This is a genomic window from Hankyongella ginsenosidimutans, assembly GCF_005144965.1.
Lineage (GTDB): Bacteria > Pseudomonadota > Alphaproteobacteria > Sphingomonadales > Sphingomonadaceae > Hankyongella > Hankyongella ginsenosidimutans.
The window spans coordinates 1,640,987-1,659,396 of sequence record NZ_CP039704.1; the positions used below are offsets into that span (position 1 = coordinate 1,640,987).

Below are 18,410 nucleotides of genomic sequence, written 5' to 3' on the forward strand. Positions count from 1 at the left end.
TTTCCTAAATTCGGCACCAACTTGTGAGTTGCGCTTATGCATTGGCCTAGAGACGCAGAGGCCTTACGCCTCAGGGCTTTGGAAGCTCAAAAGCAGGCGACTTGTCGCTTGCATCACGGCTGTTCCAGCAACTCCTCGATCTGTCACCCAACGATCCACAAATCTTGAACACACTCGGGATTATTTGCCTTCAACGTGGCGAGGTGCAGTTATCGTGTGACTATCATCGACGTGCCGTTGCAGCGGACGCCCATGCCAGTGTGTTGCTGGTTAATCTGGCAAAGGCCCAGCGGGCGGCCAACGATGATGCAGGGGAACTCGATAGCCTTGATAAAGCGCTCAACTTGGATCCACGTGATGTTACTGCGCTGACCAGAAGAGCACAGCTTTATGAACGGCGTGGCAAAGGACTGGACGCTTGTCGCGACTGGCGTGCATTGTTGGCACTGACTGGTGGCAATCAGAATTATACTCCGGAGTTTGAAGAAATTCTCCGCCACGCACGTACAAGTATCGCAGAGCAGCATAAACAATATGAATCATATATAAATGATAACATGGAAGAATGTCTGGCTGATTTGTCGAAATTACAGAGAAGGCGAGCTTCGGCATTCATGGATGTCTATTTTGGTCGTCGTTCAGTATACGTCAATCGGTGTGCTGCTTTTATTTTCCGTTTATCCCAGCGGACGAGTTTTTCCAGAAGAGTACTTTCCGTGGTTTACAACCATTGCCGAAAATTGGCAAAGTGTACTTGAAGAGTTTACCAGGCTGGAGGCTGATGGCCTGAATGATTTTGAGCCATACGTCAGCTTCCCACAAGCAATTCCAGACAACCTCTGGACAAAGCTGAATCACTCGAAGCGCTGGAACACGCTCCACCTTTGGCGGTATGGACGTCGCAATGAAAACGCGTGCCAGGCCTGCCCGCAAACTGTGAAGTTGCTGGAAAGCCTGCCTTTGGCACATCTGGCAGACCGCGCGCCAAGTGCATTCTTTTCGATACTCGCGCCGCGCACGCACATTCCACCACATACTGGCGTAACCAATGCGCGAACGATCATCCACCTGCCTTTGGTCGTCCCTCAGAACTGCAGCTTTCGAGTGGGTGGAGAGACGCGTCAGTGGGTGGAAGGCCAGCCGTTCGCGTTTGATGACACCATCGAGCATGAAGCCTGGAATAACAGCGACTCCCCACGAGCCGTCTTGATTTTTGATGTATGGAACCCTCATCTATCCCCTGAGGAAATCCTCTTTCTGCAACGTTTTTGAGGTATCGGCAGAACTCGGAGTGCATCCCGATAATGGGCATGACTGGTGAGTACGCCGATGATCTAGGTTGCACATGATGCTCCGAGTTGGCATGGAAGCGTGGATTTTGCACTGCAGCAATAGGATGCGCTAGCATGGACATTTCCAAGATTCCGACCGGACCGAACCCGCCGCACGACGTTTATGCGGTCATTGAGATTCCGCAGGGCGGCTATCCGATCAAATACGAGCTGGACAAGGATTCGGGCGCGCTGTTCGTTGATCGGTTCCTGCATACCTCCATGGTGTATCCCGCCAATTACGGGTTCATCCCGCATACGCTCTCGGCGGATGGCGACCCGACTGACATCATGGTGGTCAGCCACGAGACGGTGGTGCCGGGCTGCGTCATCCGCTCGCGCCCGGTCGGCGTGCTGCTGATGGAGGACGAGTCGGGCAGCGACGAGAAGATCATCGCGGTGCCGGTCGACAAGCTGCACCCCTTCTACACCGGCGTGCGCACCTATGAGGATCTGCCGTCGATCATGCTCGAACAGATCAGCCACTTTTTCCAGCACTACAAAGACCTGGAGAAAGGCAAGTGGGTGAAGGTCGTGCGCTGGGGCGGCCGGATGAAGCCGCCCGCATGATCCAGGAAGGCATGGCGCGCGCTGCTGAAAAGGCCGTCAAGCCGATGATCGGCTGAACTGCAACGGTGCCGGCAGGCCCATCTTCATGGTGGGCCTGCTAAAGCTGGGCTATGCTTTTGTTTTGCCGCGATTTCTTAACCAGAAGATGAGTCCATCTGCTTGGAAATCGCTCTAGAGCGTTTGTCGATCAGTCTGGATCATATCCGCACGAACTGAAGTAGTTGGCGCATTCGTTGGGCTGGAAGATATCGACGAGCCTGCCGATGAGTTCCCAAAGGCCACTGACGGTGCGTTCGCCGATTTTTCTGAGCATGGCTTTGAGCTTCGAGAACGCCTTTTCGATGGGGTTGAAGTCGGGGCTATAGGGTGGGAGGAACATCAGGCTCGCGCCTGCCGCCTCGATCCTTTCGCGGACCGAGGCGCGCTTGTGGCTCGACAGATTGTCCATGATGACGACATCGCCGGTCCGTAATTCGGGCACGAGCACCTGGGTAACATAGGCCTCGAACCAGTCGCCGTTGATCGGGCCGTCGAGCACCATCGGTGCCACCATGCCCGTCATGCGCAGGCCCGCAACCAGCGTCGTGGTTTTGCGATGCCCATGCGGATAGCCCATTCGCAAGCGCTCGCCTCTCGGGCAGCGGCCATGGCTGCGGGTCATGTTGGTCGCGGTCCACGTCTCGTCGATGAACACGAGGCGCTCTGGTTCGAGGTCGATCTGTTCCTCGAACCAGTCCAGGCGCTGCTTCAGGACGTCGGGGCGATCCTGCTCAATCGCGTGGCCAGTCTTTTTGCGCGTTATGCCGTGGCGCGCAAAGAAGCGGTGAAGCCCGGCCACGGAGACGTGCAAGCCGATCTCGACCAGCGCTATACGCAGTTCTTCAAGCGAGATGTCCTTGCGCGCTTCCCAGATCGCAAGAATATCCGCCCGCCGCTCTTCGACCCGGCGCGAACGCATGTCGCCCCTTGCGGCTTGGGAGCAAAGCCGCCGGTTGTCCGGCGTTGCCCCTGCCAACGGATCGCGGTCGAGGGCGCGACTCCGAACCGGGCCGCCGCCGCGCGACAACTCATCCCCTGATCAATCGCCGCCAAAAGCCGCTTGCGCAAATCCATCGACAAAGGCTGACCCATCCATCCTGGCCTCCTTCACCAGCGTAAATGATGAATCAGAAATCAGCCCGCAAGGGAATCCCCTTTCGATTCAGACCGCTCGAAAACCGCTCTAACAGGCTGCTGAAAAGTGGTTTCCTGCACTCCAAACGCACAGCCGTCACCCCGGCGAAGGCCGGGGTCCATAACCAACACCTTATATTCGTTGTATATATATGCGCACATGGATTCCGGCCGGAGTTTATCCCCGTTAGGGGCCGGAATGACGAAATGGAGCTGTATAATTCCACTTTTCAGCAGCCTGCTAAGCCTAGATCTCCACCTGACTGCCAAGTTCGACCACGCGGTTGGTCGGTAGTTTGAAGAACACCATGGCGGTTGCCGCGTTGCGCAACATCCAGGAGAAAATCTTCTCGCGCCAGATCGCCATGCCCGGATGCTCGGAAGCAATGAGCGTCTGGCGGGAAAGAAAGAAGCTCGTCTCCATCATCTTGAACTTCAGGCCCTTTTCGGCCGCCAGGCCAAGTGCCATCGGCACATCGGCCTCCTGCATGAAGCCGTAGTGTACCAGCAGGCGGTAGAAGCCGTTGCCGAGTTCCGTAATCTCGATGCGCTGGTCGTCCGGCACATAGGGGATATTGTCGATCATCACGGTGAGGAACACGATCCGCTCGTGCAGCACCCGGTTGTGTTTCATGTTGTGCAGCAGGGCGTGCGGCACGCCGTCCGATGTCGAGGTCAGGAACACGGCGGTGCCGCCGACCCGGGTCGCGGTGTCGCAGGCAGAGCGGATGAACACTTCGATCGGCATGGCGGAGGCGCGCATCTTGGCGATCATCAGCTTGCGGCCGCGACTCCAGGTGGTCATCAGCAGCAGGATGACGGCGGCGATGGCGAGCGGCACCCACCCGCCGTCCAGCACCTTGGTCAGGTTGGCCCCGAGATAGGCGAGGTCTACGAACAGGAACAAGGCAATCAGCAGCGCCCCTTGCCAGGCGCGCCAGCGCCACAGGCTGAAAATCACGACCGCCAGCAGGATCGTGTCGATGGTCATGGCACCTGTGACCGCCACGCCATAGGCCGCCGCCAGATTGGAGGAGGACTGGAAGGTCACTACCAGCAAAGCGACGCAGACCATCAGCGCCCAGTTTATAAACGGCACGTATATCTGTCCCTGCGCGCGTGCCGAGGTATGCATCACGCCGAGCCGAGGCAGGAAGCCGAGCTGGATCGCCTGCTGTGTGACCGAAAAGGCCCCGGAAATCACTGCCTGGCTGGCGATCATAGCAGCCATGGTGGCCAGGATCACCAGCGGCACCAGCAGCCAATCCGGTGCCAGCAGATAGAAGGGGCTGCGGATCGCGCTTGGGTCAGCGAGCAGCAGCGCGCCTGACCGAAGTAGTTCAGCACCAACGCCGGCAGGACGATCCACAGCCACGAGAGCGAGATCGGCTTGCGCCCAAAGTGGCCCATATCGGCATACAACGCCTCGGCCCCGGTCACCGCAAGGACAACCGCGCCCAGCGCCAGAAAGGCGGTCGTACCATCCAGGATGAAGAACTGGATCGCATACCAGGGTTCACGGCCTGCAACACCTGCGGCGCATGCAGTAGCCCCTGAATGCCGAGCCCGGCCAGGGTAAGGAAATAGGTGAGCGTAATCGGCCCGAACAGCGCGCCAACCTTGGCCGTGCCGTTGCGCTGCAACACAAACAGGTCGATCAGGATAGCCAGCGACACCGGCACGACGATTTCGGTGAACGCCGGGCTGACGATGCTGAGCCCCTCGACCGCGCCGAGGACGGAGACCGCTGGCGTGATCATGCTGTCGCCATAGAACAACGCCGTGGCCAGCACCCCGAGCAGCACCAGACCGCGAGTCCAGCGCTTGGACGCCAGCCGGCTGGAAACCAGCGCCAGCAGCGCCAGCGAGCCGCCTTCGCCACGGTTGTCGGCGCGCATGGTGAACATCACGTACTTGACTGTCACCACCAGCATCATCGACCAGAGGATGAGGCTGAGCACGCCAAGGATGTGCGGCTCGTCGACCGGCAGCGGGTGGTGGCCAGCGAAGGTTTCGCGCAGGGCATAAAGCGGGCTGGTGCCGATGTCACCGAAGACGACGCCGATCGCGCCGATCATCAGTTTCGGCAGGCTGCGGCCATGGCCGGCGTGGCCATGCAAAGCGGCGTGGGCGCTGTCGGATGCAGCGCCGGCGGCAGGAGTGTGGGGGTCAAGGGAGAACTCGTGTCGAACCGCTTGGCGCAGCAGCATGCCCGGCAAGGGATGAACGGAAGTGGGTCACAAGGGTCTCGCCGATTGTTGAATCGCCAGCGTACCGAATGCTGCACTGCACCGCAATGCAGTCAGGCCTGTTAGCACAACCCGCCAGCCATCACAAGCGACGCCCGCTACTGGTATAGTGGGTCATCTTGAGTAAACCGCTCGTGGTGAGCCAGGACGAACCACGAGCCGCTCACCCCTTCGTCAAGCTCAGGGTGAGCGGCAGAATTTCAAACTGAGACACTACCCCGCTACTGGTATAGTGGGTCATCTTGAGTAAACCGCTCGTGGTGAGCCAGGACGAACCACGAGCCGCTCACCCCTTCGTCAAGCTCAGGGTGAGCGGCAGAATTTCAAACTGAGACACTACCCCGCTACTGGTATAGTGGGTCATCTTGAGTAAACCGCTCGTGGTGAGCCAGGACGAACCACGAGCCGCTCACCCTTCGTCAAGCTCAGGGTGAGCGGCAAAATTTCAAAATGACCCACTACCCCGCTACTGCCCGGCGCCGGTAAGTGCGGCAGCGAAGCTGGCAGCGTCGAACGGGCGCAGATCATCCATCTGCTCGCCGACTCCGATGGCATGGATCGGCAGGCGGAACTGCTCGGCCGCTGCGACCAGAACGCCGCCGCGCGCTGTGCCGTCGAGCTTGGTCATCACCAGGCCCGTGACGCCGGCGATCTCCTCGAACACCGCAATCTGGCTCAAGGCATTCTGGCCGGTGGTCGCATCGAGCACCAGCACGGTCTCGTGCGGGGCGCTGGCGTCCAGCTTGGCGATCACCCGGCGCACCTTGGCCAGCTCGGCCATCAGGTCCTTCTTGTTCTGCAGCCGGCCGGCGGTGTCGATCAGCAGGATGTCGACGCCTTGCGCGCGCGCCTGTTCCAGGGCAGCAAACGCCAGCCCGGCGGCGTCGCCGCCTTCGCGGGTTGTCACCACCTCTGCACCCAGCCGCTCGCCCCACACCTGGAGTTGCGCAATGGCCGCCGCGCGGAAGGTGTCGCCGGCCGCCAGCATGACGCTGCGCCCCTGCGCCTGGAACAGGTGGGCGAGCTTGGCGATCGTCGTGGTCTTGCCGGAGCCGTTGACGCCGACCACGAGGATCACGTGCGGGCGGGCGGCACCTTCGGCCAGCGGTTTTCCAGCGGCTGCATCAGTGCGGCGATGTGGTCGGCGAGGATCGCCTTCACTTCGGCGTCCGTCACGTCCTTGTCGTAGCGTTCAGCGGCCAGCCGGGCGCGGACCGCAGCGGCGGTCTTCAGGCCGAGGTCGGCCGAGATCAGCGCTTCCTCGATCTCGTCGAGCATGGCGTCGTCGAGCCGCGCCTTGGTGAACAGGCCGGTGATGGCGCTGGAGACCTTGGCGCTGGAGCGCGACAGGCCCTGGGTCAGGCGGGCGAACCAGCCGCGTTTCTCGTCGGTCATAGGGCCTCGGCAGTGACAAAAGTATCGGCAGCCGCGACGATGCGCACGCGCAGCAATGCGCCGTGGCGCGCGGGGTGGCGCAGCCGCGCCAGTGCATAGTGCGGCGTATGGCCGGATGTGCCGTCGCCCTCCACCACGATCTCGGCCTCCTGGCCGACCATGGTGTTCAGCCAGGCCGCGTGTCGCGCGGCACCGAGTGCGCGCAACTGCGCGGCGCGTTCCTTGCGCACGCCGATCGGCACCTGCGGCATGCGCGCGGCTGGCGTGCCTGTGCGCGCGGAATAGGGAAACACGTGCAGGGTGGTGAGGCCGCAAGCGTCGACCAGGTCCAGCGTCCGGGCGAACGCGGCTTCTGACTCGGTCGGAAAGCCCGCGATCAGGTCCGCGCCGAACGCCACATCCGGCCGGCGTGCGCGCACCTCCGCGCAGAAGTGGATCGCGTCGTCCCGGTTGTGCCGCCGCTTCATGCGCTTCAGGATCATGTCGTCGCCGTGCTGGAGCGAGAGGTGGATGTGCGGCATGACCCGCGTTTCGCCGACGATCGCCTCCAGCAGCGCTTCATCGACTTCGATCTGGTCGATCGAGGAGAGCCGCAGGCGCTTCAGGTCCGGCACGAAGCGCAGGATCCGCTGCACGAGGGTACCAAGCGTCGGCGCGCCGGGCAGGTCCGCGCCCCAGGACGTCAGGTCGACCCCGGTGAGCACGACCTCGGCATAGCCCTGGTCGACGAGGCGCTGGATGCGCTCAACCGCTTGCCCGGCCGGCACCGAGCGCGACGGCCCGCGCCCGAACGGAATGATGCAGAAGGTGCAGCGATGGTCGCAGCCGTTCTGCACCTCGACGAAGGCGCGCGCCCGGTCGCTGAGGCCGTCGACCATATGCCCAGCCGTCTCGCGCACCTGCATGATGTCGTTGACGCGGATCGGGGTGTTGGCGCCGTCATCAAGCCGGAACTGCCGCGCCTCCAGCTTTTCCGCGTTGCCGAGTACGCGGGCGACGCCGGGCAGGGCAGCAAAGCTTTCCGGGTCGATCTGCGCGGCGCAGCCGGTGACGACGATCCGCGCATCCGGGTCGTCGCGGTGCGTGCGGCGGATGGTCTGGCGCGCCTGGCGCACGGCCTCAGCAGTGACCGCGCAGGTGTTGACCACCACCAGGCGCGGGTCGCCCGCCGCCTCGGCGTGGCGGCGCATCGTCTCGGTCTCCACCATGTTGAGGCGGCAGCCGAAGTTGATCATGCGGGGTGCGGTCATGGCCGCTGCTCTATCGGCTTTTTGCCGCTGTCAGTCCCTGACCCGCCAGCGGCAGTCCGTTCTGGATTTGCCGCGCCAAAGCCTGTAGCGACAGCCCGATTTACAAGGGTCTGTCATGATCGTCTTCAACAAGGTCACCCTACGCCGCGGCGACAAGCTGCTGTTCAAGGACGGCACGTTCAACCTCAACGCCGGCGAGCGTGTCGGCATCGTCGGCGGCAATGGCGCCGGCAAATCCAGCCTGTTCGCGCTGCTGATGAACGAGCTGGTGGCCGAAAAGGCTCGATCGACATCCCGCCGCGCTGGACGGTTGCGCACGTCGCCCAGGAAGTCGAAGGCACCGAGCGCTCAGCGCTTGATTTTGCCATCGACGGTGATGCCGAGCTGCGGGCACTCGAGGCCGAACTGGCGGCGGCCGAGGCCGCAGAAGACGGCATGGAGATGGCCCGCATTTACGACGAGTTCGCCCGCATCGACGCCTATTCGGCCGAAGCGCGCGCCGCCGACCTGCTGGTCGGACTGGGGTTTGCGCACGAGGCGCATGGCCGCCCGGTTTCGTCCTTCTCCGGCGGCTGGCGCATGCGCCTGAACCTGGCGCGCGCGCTCATGTGCCGCTCGGACCTGCTGCTGCTCGACGAGCCGACCAACCACCTCGATGTGGAAGCCATCATGTGGCTGGAAGAGTGGCTGCAGGCCTATGAAGGCACAGTGCTGCTGATCAGTCACGACCGCAACTTCCTCGATGCGACCGTCGGGCGCATTCTCGAAGTCGCGGGCCAGGCGCTCACCCTCTACACCGGCACCTACACGGACTATGAGCGCCAGCGTGCCGAACGGCTGATGCAGCAGCAGGCGATGTTCGAGAAGCAGCAGCGCCAGATTGCCCACATCGAAAGCTACATCAACCGCTTCCGGGCGCAGGCGACCAAGGCGCGCCAGGCGCAGAGCCGCATCAAGGCGCTCGCCAAGCTGGAGCGTGTGGCGGCGGCCCATGTCGATACGCCGTTCACCTTCGGTTTCCGCGAGCCGGAGGGCATGTCGTCCTGCCTCGTGGAGGCGGACAAGGTGGACGTCGGCTATGGCGACAAGACCATTCTCAGCCGGGTCAGCGTGCGGGTGACGGCGGGCCTGCGCGTCGGCCTGCTCGGCCGCAACGGTGCCGGCAAGTCGACGCTGGTCAAGCTGATTGCCGGTGAGATCGGCGCGCAGAAGGGCGAGCTGACCCACGACAAGCGCACCAAGATCGGCTACTTCGCCCAGCACCAGCTGGAGATGCTGCGCCCGGACCAGTCGCCGCTCTGGCACATGGCGCAGACTGCGCCGACCACGCGCGAGCAGGAGCTGCGCACTTACCTTGGCGGCTTCGATTTCACGCACCAGAAGGTGTTCCAGGAAACCGGCACCATGTCCGGCGGCGAGAAGTCGCGGCTGGTGCTGGCCATGCTGATCTGGAACCGGCCGAACCTGCTGTTGCTCGACGAGCCGACCAACCACCTGGACCTGGAAGTGCGCGCCGCGCTGACCCTGGCCTTGCAGGATTTCACTGGCAGCGTCGTGCTGGTCAGCCACGACCGCGCGCTGATCGAGACGGTGGTCGACCGCTACTGGCTGATCGACAAGGGCAAGGTTGGCGTGTTCGACGGCGACCTGGAGGACTACCGCAAGTACCGGCAGCAGGCGGACCGGGAGGCGGCGTGACGGATCAGGACCCGACCACGATCCGTCGCCTCTACGGGCGCGCCAAGGGCCACAAGCTGCGCGAGCGCCAGCAGGCGCTGATGGATACGCTCTACCCTAAGCTGGCGCTCGGCCTGCCGGAGACCATTCCCGGTGCGACCCCTGAGGACCGCACGGCCGGCCCGGCGGTGCTCGACCCCGTGGCGCTGTTCGACACCGTTGACGATGTCTGGCTGGAAATCGGCTTCGGTGGCGGCGAGCATCTGGCCTGGCAGGCCGCCCATCATCCGCGTGTTGGCATGATCGGCTGCGAGCCGTTCCTCAACGGCATGGTCAGCCTGCTCGGCAAGGTCGAGGGCATGACCAACGTGCGGGTGCACCGGGGCGATGCGCTGGATGTGCTGGAGCGGCTGCCGCCGGCTTGTCTGGGCCGCGCCTTCCTGCTGCACCCGGACCCTGGCCGAAGGCGCGCCACGCCAAGCGCCGGTTCGTCAATCCCGGGCCGCTGGCAGCCTCGCGCGGGCCATGAAGCCGGGTGCCGAATTGCGCATCGGCACCGACGATCCGACCTACATGCAGTGGACCCTGATGCAGATGCAGCGCCAACCCTGGTTCGACTGGATCGTCGAGACGGCGGCAGACTGGCAGGCGCGCTTACCGGACTGGCCGCCGACCCGCTACGAGCAGAAGGCGCTGCGCCAGGGCAAGACCGTCTGGTACTTCCGCTATCGCCGCCGGGCGGCGAACTGACGCACTGGCATACCGGCTGTCACAAAGGCGCGGTATACTGCGTCTTGATGACCCGCGATTGACCTGCTTCTCCCTCCCTCGCGGAGGGTAGGGGAGAGATAAGTGGCCATACATTGAACGATCAAAGGAGACTGCGATGTCCGCCACACCCCTCGCCACCCTGATCGACAACCGCCTCAGCCGTCGCGGGTTCATGACGGCGGTGGCCGCGACGCCACTGGTCGCGGGCTGTGCGACCGCCGGCGCGCCATCGTCGGCGGGTGCATCAAGACCGGTCGGGCCCTACCCGGACTTCGCCGAGATCAGCCACGGCGCGGACGAGCGGCTGCATGTCGCGGACGGCCATACAGCGCAGGTGCTGATCCGCTGGGGCGACCCGGTGACGGCGGATGCGCCGCCGTTCGACCCATATAAGCAAAGCGCGGCCGCACAGCTGAAGCAGTTCGGCTACAACAACGACTATGTGGCGTTCATCGCGCTGCCGGCGCGCGCGGGCGAGGCGGATCGCGGCATGCTGTGCGTCAACCACGAATATACCAGCCCCGGCCTGATGTTCCCGAAAGACGGCCCCTTGAGCGAGGCCGAACGCGTCGACATCGAACTCGCCGCCAGCGGTCTCAGCGCCGTCGAGATCGTCAAGCGCGGCAACGTCTGGTCCCTTGATCGCACCAGTCCGTTCAATCGCCGCTTCGCCGCCCTGGACACGGTGTTCGAAGTCCATGGACCGGCACGCGGACATGCGCGCATGCAAACCCCTGAGGATACATCCGGCACGCGGGTGATCGGCACGCTTGCCAACTGCGCCGGCGGCAGCACGTCATGGGGCACCTACCTCTCGGGCGAGGAAAATTTCGACTTCTATTTCAATGGCCCGGTTCCGATCGGCGGCCTAGACCCGCAAACCGGTACGGTGTTCCGTGAAGTGCAGGCCATAGAGCGCAACACCGGCTGGTGGAAGCACCACCCGCGCTTCGACCTGACCCGGCCCGGCAACAACGAGGCGAACCGCTTCGGCTGGATCGTCGAGATCGACCCGCTCGACCCCAGCGTGCCACCCAAGAAGCGTACGGCACTTGGCCGCATGAAGCACGAGGGCGCGGAGACTGTTGTCGCGCCGGACGGGCGGCTGGTGGTCTACACCGGCGACGACGAAAAGATGCAGCACCTCTATCGCTTCGTCTCGCGGGACAAGGTCGACCGCTCGAACCGCGCGGCCAACCGCGACCTGCTGGACCATGGCGTGCTGTCGGTCGCGCGCTTCGACGCTGACGGCCTGACCTGGCTGCCGCTGGTGTTCGGGCAGGGGCCGCTGACGCCGGACAATCGCTTCTTCGCCCAAGCCGACGTGATGATCGACGCGCGTCGTGCCGCCTACCTGCTGGGCGCGACCCCGCTGGATCGTCCGGAGGATGTCCAGCCGAACCCGGTCAACGGCCGCATCTACCTCATGCTCACCAACAACCGTGACCGCACGGTGGCAGGGGCTGCCAATCCCCGGCTGGCCAACGCCTTCGGCCATATCGTCGAGCTGCTGCCGCCAGCCGGCGACCATACGGCGGACCGGTTCGGCTGGGATATCCTGGTGCTGTGCGGCGACCCCGCGAAGAATATCGGCGCACGCTACAACCCGCGCACGAGTGCCAACGGCTGGTTTGCGGCACCGGACAACTGCACGATCGATCCGCAGGGGCGGCTCTGGATCGCGACTGATCAGGGCAGCAACTGGCGCGAGACCGGCACGGCGGATGGCGTCTGGGCGCTCGGCACCGAAGGCGCGGACCGCGGGCTGGCGCGCATGTTCTTCCGGGCACCGATCGGGGCTGAGATGTGCGGCCCTTGCTTCGCGCCGGACGGGCGCACCTTCTTCGTCGCGGTGCAGCACCCGGCAGCGGACGGCATCAGTGGCTCGACGTTTGACGCGCCGGCCACCCGCTGGCCCGATTTCGACCCCAAGATGCCGCCCCGCCCGTCTGTGGTTGCGATTACGCGGGATGATGGCGGCGTGGTCGGCGGCTAGGTCAGTTTCTCCGGCCAGAGGCAGAGGTCGCGCACCGGGCAAGTCGGGCATTTGGGCGCGCGCGCGGTGCAGGTGTAGCGCCCGTGCAGAATGAGCCAGTGGTGGGCGTCGCGCCGGTAGGGCTTGGGCAGCACGGCCATCAGCGCTTCCTCGACCGCCAGCGGAGTCTTGCCGGGGGCAAGGCCGAGCCGGTTGGACACCCGGAAGATATGGGTGTCGACCGCGCAGGTCTCATCGCCGAACGCGACATTGAGCACGACATTGGCGGTCTTGCGGCCGACACCGGGCAGTGCCTCCAGCGCCGTGCGGTCATGCGGCACTTCACCGCCATGTTCGCGCACCAGGATCTCGGACAGGGCGATGACGTTCTTCGCCTTGGCGTTGAACAGGCCGATGGTGCGGATGTGCCGGGTCAGGCCCTCGAGCCCGAGGGCGAGCATCTGCTGCGGCGTTGTTACCGTCGCGAACAGCGCGCGCGTCGCCTTGTTGACCCCGGCGTCGGTCGCCTGCGCAGAGAGCACCACCGCCACCAGCAGGGTGTAGGTGTTCACATAATCCAGCTCGGTGCGTGGCGCGGGATTGGCCGCGGACAGACGCGCGAACAGAGCTTCGATTGCGTCCTGTGTCATGCGTCGAGGGTTTTGCGGATTTTCAGCCATGTCGTCGCAGTGGCGCGGCCGTCCTTGTTTGGCAAGGGGCTGTGCGCTAGCTCTTGCACATGACCCGCCCGACCATGGACCTCCGCCTGACGCCGCACCGCTCGCTCGGGCCGCAGGGTTTTCGCATCCTGATGCTGGTGTTTGCCGGGGTTTGCGGGCTGGGCGCTTTGCGGTTTCTGGCGCTCGGCGCCTGGCCGGTGTTCCTGTTCATGCTGCTGGACGTGGCGCTGATCTATGGGGCGTTCCGGCTCAACTATCGGGACGGCCGGCGTTTCGAGCAGGTGACCCTGACGCCGGATCTGCTGACCGTCCGTAAGGTCACGCCAGGCGGCCAGGAGAGCCGGGCAGCGTTCAACCCATATTGGGTGCGCGTCGAGCTGGATGAGGCAGACCGGCAACTGGCGCTGCGCCTGCACGGCCAGCGCGTGGCGGTCGGCCAGTTCCTCAGCCCCGATGAGCGTGTGGAGGTGAAGGCGGAAATCGAACGCGGACTGGATGCGGTGCGCCGTTACAGGCCGAGCACGTCCCTCAGCGAGTAGCGCCCGGGCGCTTTGCCGACCAGCCACAGGGCGGCCCGGATCGCCCCGCGTGCAAAGATGGCGCGCGATTGCGCCCGGTGGCTCAGCTCCAGCCGCTCATCTTCTGTTGCAAAGATCACGCTGTGGTCGCCCGGCACGGAGCCGCCGCGCAGGGTGGCAAAGCCGATCGTTCCCTCCCGGCGCGGGCCGGTGATGCCCTCTCACCGCGACCATTTCATGCGCCAGATCGACGCCGCGCCCCTGCGCTGCCGCTTCGCCCAGCAGCAGCGCGGTACCCGACGGCGCATCGACCTTGTGCCGATGGTGCATTTCGAGGATTTCGATATCCCAGTCCGGCCCCAGCCTGCCGGCGGCCTCGGCGACCAGGGCGGCCAGCAGGGTGACGCCCAGACTCATGTTCGCCGCCTGCAGGACGGGGATCTGCCGCGCCGCCCGGTCGATCGCGGCGTGGTGCGTGTCGCGCAACCCCGTCGCCCCGATGACGATCGGGCAGGGATGCGCAATGGCTGCGGCCAGAGTGTCGTCCAGCGCATCGGGGACGAAAAATCGATCATCGCGTCGCAGTTTAGGTCGCGCGCCGTGGCGTCTTTGTCGACGCCGCCCGCGAAGGCAGCGCCGGGCCAACCGGCAAGCGCTGCGACCAGCGCCTGCCCCATCCGGCCGTTCACGCCGACGATGCCGATCCCGATGCTCACCTCATGCTCCTATCCTGCGTGCTCCAAAATCGGTAGAACGCGTTCATGACCGATTACAAGCGCATAGTGGTGCTGACCGGTGCCGGCATCTCGGCGGAGTCGGGCCTTGCCACGTTCCGCGGCCCCGACGGGCTGTGGGAGGGCCATCGGGTCGAGGATGTGGCGACGCCGGAGGCGTTCGCGCGCAATCCGGACCTCGTCCACAATTTCTACAATTTGCGCCGCGCCGCACTTGCGCCGGTCGCGCCGAACCCCGCGCACTTTGCGCTTGCCCGCCTGGAAAGGAACTCGCGGCACGCGGCGGCCAGTTGCTGCTGGTCACGCAGAACGTCGACGATCTGCATGCGCGGGCCGGGTCCACGCAGCTGATCCATATGCATGGCGAACTGATGCGTGGCTGGTGCCGGGCATGCGATGCGCGGTTTCCCTGGGCAGGCGCGATGGGACAGGGAGTCCATGCCCGGCCTGTGGTCGGGCCGGCTTCGTGCGCCCGGATATCGTGTGGTTCGGCGAAATGCCTATGCCATGGATCGGATCGATGAGGCACTGGCGGCCTGCGACCTGTTCGTCTCCATCGGGACGTCGGGCAATGTCTATCCGGCAGCAGGCTTCGTCTCGGCGGTGCGCTATTATCGCAAGGCGCATACCCTGGAGCTGAACCTCGAGCCGTCGGTGGGCAGCGCCCACTTCCACGAAGCGCGCCATGGCCCTGCCGGCGTACTGGTGCCGCAATGGGTGGCGAGCCTCCACATCTAGAGCGATTTCCAATCGGATGGAGTCATCCGATGGTTAAGAAATCGCGGTAAAACAAAAGTATAGAGCGGCGATCTGATTCTATCAGATCGAAAACCGCTCTAGTGTCCCGAATCTGAAATCCGTTACATCCAATATCAGGCGCGGTTGGATTTCAGATTCGAGAAGGACACGAGCAAGATATTGTTTCTCGTGTCGTTTTCAGAATCGAAGTTCGCGCGGTAGCCCGATATCATGGTGTAGCGAACTTCGATTCCACGACCTAGACCCTTCTCGTTTTGATTGAATCACTTTTGCGAGGCAATCAAAACGGGAAGGGTCTAAGAAGTGATGCTTTAATCGTTTGTCAACGCTTTCGAATGTAGCTCTGCTCTCGAGAGAGGGGTCTCTTGATGTTGGGTGGACGCTGCCTGTGCAGCAGTCAGGGAATTCTGTGGCTATCATAATCGTTTTGAGGTCTGACGTCGCCGAGGCCACGATGCTGCCCCGTGTTGCGTATCGGGCGGCCGGCTGCGCGCGGCGACGGCAGGGACGTTGCGGACGTCCCGACAAGCGCGGAGTCGGCGAGCATCGTGGCGCGTCGCGACAGAACTGAAAGGCTGTTTTGAACGCAACGCCGGTTTTGGGGGCGGAGCGGTCGCGGTGGCCCGGGTGCGGGGAGGCATCCGGGCCACGCTTTTGCCAAGAGCGTTTGTCGATCATGACGTGCTCCCCTGATTGTTACCAGTCAGAGGTAGAGTCGGGCTCCTTCATGATGGTTGTTTGATGGGATGGCAACGTGTCTGGGGCATGCCCCAGACACGTTGGCCGGCGATCTCGGCGGGGGTCTTCCCGCCCAGTTTCGAGTGCGGCCTGACCGTGTTGTAATCGTGCCGCCAGGCGGCCAGCACGAACCGGGCATGGGCCAGCGAGGTGAACAGGGTCTCGTTGAGGCATTCGTCCCGCAGGCGGCCATTGAAGCTTTCCACGAAGCCGTTCTGCATCGGCTTGCCGGGCGCGATGTAGTGCCACTCGACCCGCCGCTCCTGCGACCAGCGCAGGATGGCTGACGAGGTCAGTTCGGTGCCGTTATCGCTGACCACCGTGTGCGGCTTGCCACGGCTGCCCATCAGGCTGGTTAGTTCCCGCGCCACCCGAGCCCCGGACAGCGAGGTGTCGGCCACCAGCGCCAGGCACTCCCGCGTGTAGTCATCGACCACGCACAGGATGCGGAAGCGCCGACCGCAGATCAGGCTGTCGGAGACGAAGTCGAGCGACCAGCGCTGGTTCGGACCATCCGGCAGCACCATCGGTCTGCGCGTACCCAGCGCCCGTTTCCGGCCACCACGGCGACGCACGCGCAGCCCTTCCTCGCGATAGATGCGCAGCAGCTTCTTGTGGTTGGGTGCGATGCCCTCCCGCGCCAGCAGGTAGCCCAGGCGGCGATAACCGAACCGGCGGCGCTCCGCCGCCAGCTCACGCAACCGTTGCCGCAGCGCTCCGTCATCCGGCCTCGTCGGCTCGTAACGGATCACCCTTCGGCTCACACCAACCAGTGCACACGCCCGACGCTCGCTCACCCCGTGATGCTCCCGGGCATGGGCGACGGCTTCCCGCTTGGCCGGGCGTTACCATTTTTGATGCCAGATCCTTCAGCACCGCGTTGTCGAGCATCGCCTCGGCCAGAAGCTTCTTCAGGCGGGAGTTCTCCTCCTCGAGCGACCGCAGCCGCCGGGCCTCGGACACATCCAGACCGCCGAACTTCGACTTCCACTTGTAGAACGTTGCCGAGCTGATCCCGTGACGGCGGCAAACCTCCGCCGTCGCCATCCCAGCTTCCTGCTCCTTCAAGATCGCAATGATCTGCTCTTCGTTGAACCTGCTTCGCTTCATATCGTCCGACTCCTTGGCGTCGGACTCTACCAAAAGCGGTCACATTTCAGGGGAGCACGTCAATCAGTCTGGATCATATCCGCACGAACTGAAGTAGTTGGCGCATTCGTTGGGCTGGAAGATATCGACGAGCCTGCCGATGAGTTCCCAAAGGCCACTGACGGTGCGTTCGCCGATTTTTCTGAGCATGGCTTTGAGCTTCGAGAACGCCTTTTCGATGGGGTTGAAGTCGGGGCTATAGGGTGGGAGGAACATCAGGCTCGCGCCTGCCGCCTCGATCCTTTCGCGGACCGAGGCGCGCTTGTGGCTCGACAGATTGTCCATGATGACGACATCGCCGGTCCGTAATTCGGGCACGAGCACCTGGGTAACATAGGCCTCGAACCAGTCGCCGTTGATCGGGCCGTCGAGCACCATCGGTGCCACCATGCCCGTCATGCGCAGGCCCGCAACCAGCGTCGTGGTTTTGCGATGCCCATGCGGATAGCCCATTCGCAAGCGCTCGCCTCTCGGGCAGCGGCCATGGCTGCGGGTCATGTTGGTCGCGGTCCACGTCTCGTCGATGAACACGAGGCGCTCTGGTTCGAGGTCGATCTGTTCCTCGAACCAGTCCAGGCGCTGCTTCAGGACGTCGGGGCGATCCTGCTCAATCGCGTGGCCAGTCTTTTTGCGCGTTATGCCGTGGCGCGCAAAGAAGCGGTGAAGCCCGGCCACGGAGACGTGCAAGCCGATCTCGACCAGCGCTATACGCAGTTCTTCAAGCGAGATGTCCTTGCGCGCTTCCCAGATCGCAAGAATATCCGCCCGCCGCTCTTCGACCCGGCGCGAACGCATGTCGCCCCTTGCGGCTTGGGAGCAAAGCCGCCGGTTGTCCGGCGTTGCCCCTGCCAACGGATCGCGGTCGAGGGCGCGACTCCGAACCGGGCCGCCGCCGCGCGACAACTCATCCCTGATCAATCGCCGCCAAAAGCCGCTTGCGCAAATCCATCGACAAAGGCTGACCCATCCATCCTGGCCTCCTTCACCAGCGTAAATGATGAATCAGAAATCAGCCCGCAAGGGAATCCCTTTCGATTCAGACCGCTCGAAAACCGCTCAAGGGCCTGATCGGTTGAGGCGGAAAGCATTCTTGCTTCAACCGATGGCGTGAATCAGGCTCTTTTCAATAAATTAGAGCGTGATGACATTGGATGGGATCGCCATTCCGATCTTCACGGAGCAGGCTGTAAAGTCCGCTCGTGGTGAGCCTGGACGAACCACGAGCCGCTAAGCCCTTCGTCCAGCTCAGGGTGAGCGGCGCGTGTGCAACCGCGCGATGGCGTGTGGGTCAACCTAAAGTCATCAGGCTCTATCTTATTGTTTTGCCGCGATTTCTTAACAAGCAGATGAGTCCATCTGCCTGGAAATCGCTCTATAGCGCGATAACGCATCAACCAGCAGAATGACAACAGACTCAAAAAGCCCCGGCGAAAACCGGGGC

General features: G+C 63.6%; 11 protein-coding genes and 6 pseudogenes. 9 read left to right on the forward strand and 8 right to left on the reverse strand.

Annotated elements, in window-relative coordinates:
• The first annotated feature begins 164 nt into the window (after positions 1-164).
• The 3 genes from E6W36_RS09630 to ppa all read left to right on the forward strand — a co-directional run bounded on the left by E6W36_RS09630 (position 165) and on the right by ppa (position 1,901).
• On the forward strand, positions 165-758 hold the full coding sequence (locus E6W36_RS09630; protein ID WP_222872454.1) for a tetratricopeptide repeat protein: 594 nt from the start codon (positions 165-167) through the stop codon (positions 756-758).
• Positions 658-1,272 (forward strand): aspartyl/asparaginyl beta-hydroxylase domain-containing protein, encoded by a 615-nt coding sequence (locus E6W36_RS09635; protein WP_222872455.1) that lies wholly within the window; start codon positions 658-660, stop codon positions 1,270-1,272. The genes E6W36_RS09630 and E6W36_RS09635 overlap by 101 nt, the downstream gene beginning before the upstream one ends.
• A gap of 134 nt (positions 1,273-1,406) precedes the next feature.
• Positions 1,407-1,901, forward strand: coding sequence for an inorganic diphosphatase (gene ppa / locus E6W36_RS09640; protein WP_222872456.1), 495 nt, complete (start codon positions 1,407-1,409; stop codon positions 1,899-1,901).
• A 187-nt stretch (positions 1,902-2,088) separates the two neighbouring features.
• Here the strand turns inward: ppa and E6W36_RS09645 are convergent.
• From E6W36_RS09645 to mtaB, 4 genes and pseudogenes are all read right to left on the reverse strand, one after another.
• Positions 2,089-3,032, reverse strand: a protein-coding gene (locus E6W36_RS09645; protein ID WP_222872457.1) for an IS630 family transposase whose coding sequence is annotated in 2 segments (ribosomal slippage) — positions 2,089-2,856 and positions 2,859-3,032 — 942 coding nt in all. Because the reading frame shifts where the segments join, the coding sequence is not laid out codon by codon here.
• Positions 3,033-3,321: 289 nt separating this feature from the next.
• A pseudogene (locus E6W36_RS09650) lies at positions 3,322-5,284 on the reverse strand (potassium transporter Kup).
• 505 nt (positions 5,285-5,789) lie between these two features.
• Positions 5,790-6,718: pseudogene (gene ftsY / locus E6W36_RS09655) on the reverse strand (signal recognition particle-docking protein FtsY).
• On the reverse strand, positions 6,715-7,968 hold the full coding sequence (gene mtaB / locus E6W36_RS09660; RefSeq protein ID WP_222872458.1) for a tRNA (N(6)-L-threonylcarbamoyladenosine(37)-C(2))-methylthiotransferase MtaB: 1,254 nt from the start codon (positions 7,966-7,968) through the stop codon (positions 6,715-6,717). Before mtaB ends, ftsY begins: the two are co-directional and overlap by 4 nt.
• 115 nt (positions 7,969-8,083) lie before the next feature.
• Between mtaB and E6W36_RS18785 the strand changes: the two genes are divergently transcribed.
• The 4 genes and pseudogenes from E6W36_RS18785 to E6W36_RS09680 all read left to right on the forward strand — a co-directional run bounded on the left by E6W36_RS18785 (position 8,084) and on the right by E6W36_RS09680 (position 12,412).
• Complete coding sequence (locus E6W36_RS18785) at positions 8,084-8,557, forward strand: ATP-binding cassette domain-containing protein (protein ID WP_246047492.1); 474 nt, start codon at positions 8,084-8,086, stop codon at positions 8,555-8,557.
• On the forward strand, positions 8,476-9,666 hold the full coding sequence (locus E6W36_RS09670) for an ABC-F family ATP-binding cassette domain-containing protein (RefSeq protein WP_425459728.1): 1,191 nt from the start codon (positions 8,476-8,478) through the stop codon (positions 9,664-9,666). Before E6W36_RS18785 ends, E6W36_RS09670 begins: the two co-directional genes overlap by 82 nt.
• Positions 9,663-10,395, forward strand: a pseudogene (trmB, locus tag E6W36_RS09675) (tRNA (guanine(46)-N(7))-methyltransferase TrmB). Before E6W36_RS09670 ends, trmB begins: the two are co-directional and overlap by 4 nt.
• 136 nt (positions 10,396-10,531) lie before the next feature.
• Complete coding sequence (locus tag E6W36_RS09680; protein WP_222872460.1) at positions 10,532-12,412, forward strand: PhoX family protein; 1,881 nt, start codon at positions 10,532-10,534, stop codon at positions 12,410-12,412.
• Here E6W36_RS09680 and nth read toward each other — a convergent pair.
• Positions 12,409-13,041, reverse strand: a complete 633-nt coding sequence (gene nth / locus E6W36_RS09685) for an endonuclease III (protein WP_222872461.1) — start codon at positions 13,039-13,041, stop codon at positions 12,409-12,411. The genes E6W36_RS09680 and nth overlap by 4 nt on opposite strands.
• An 89-nt stretch (positions 13,042-13,130) precedes the next feature.
• On the opposite strand from nth, the gene E6W36_RS09690 reads away from it, so the two are divergent.
• Positions 13,131-13,610 carry a DUF2244 domain-containing protein gene (locus tag E6W36_RS09690; protein ID WP_222872462.1) on the forward strand — a complete coding sequence of 160 codons (480 nt, stop codon included), beginning with the start codon at positions 13,131-13,133 and terminating at the stop codon, positions 13,608-13,610.
• On the opposite strand, the pseudogene dapB reads toward E6W36_RS09690, so the two are convergent.
• A pseudogene (gene dapB / locus E6W36_RS09695) lies at positions 13,580-14,299 on the reverse strand (4-hydroxy-tetrahydrodipicolinate reductase). The gene E6W36_RS09690 and the pseudogene dapB sit on opposite strands and share 31 nt — an antisense overlap.
• A 51-nt stretch (positions 14,300-14,350) precedes the next feature.
• Here dapB and E6W36_RS09700 point away from each other — a divergent pair.
• Positions 14,351-15,061 (forward strand): annotated as a pseudogene (locus tag E6W36_RS09700) (NAD-dependent deacylase).
• Between the two features lie 746 nt (positions 15,062-15,807).
• Here E6W36_RS09700 and E6W36_RS09705 read toward each other — a convergent pair.
• Positions 15,808-16,930, reverse strand: a protein-coding gene (locus E6W36_RS09705; protein WP_222872463.1) for an IS3 family transposase whose coding sequence is annotated in 2 segments (ribosomal slippage) — positions 15,808-16,660 and positions 16,659-16,930 — 1,125 coding nt in all. Because the reading frame shifts where the segments join, the coding sequence is not laid out codon by codon here.
• A gap of 63 nt (positions 16,931-16,993) precedes the next feature.
• Positions 16,994-17,936 (reverse strand): annotated as a pseudogene (locus E6W36_RS09710) (IS630 family transposase).
• Positions 17,937-18,410: the final 474 nt, after the last annotated feature.

Bases quoted from the DNA above. Each gene is read 5' to 3' on its own strand.
- ppa (WP_222872456.1), top strand. From the start codon at position 1,407: ATGGACATTTCCAAGATTCCGACCGGACCGAACCCGCCGCACGACGTT.
- mtaB (WP_222872458.1), bottom strand. From the start codon at position 7,968: ATGACCGCACCCCGCATGATCAACTTCGGCTGCCGCCTCAACATGGTG.
- E6W36_RS18785 (WP_246047492.1), top strand. From the start codon at position 8,084: ATGATCGTCTTCAACAAGGTCACCCTACGCCGCGGCGACAAGCTGCTG.
- E6W36_RS09680 (WP_222872460.1), top strand. From the start codon at position 10,532: ATGTCCGCCACACCCCTCGCCACCCTGATCGACAACCGCCTCAGCCGT.
- nth (WP_222872461.1), bottom strand. From the start codon at position 13,041: ATGACACAGGACGCAATCGAAGCTCTGTTCGCGCGTCTGTCCGCGGCC.
- E6W36_RS09690 (WP_222872462.1), top strand. From the start codon at position 13,131: ATGACCCGCCCGACCATGGACCTCCGCCTGACGCCGCACCGCTCGCTC.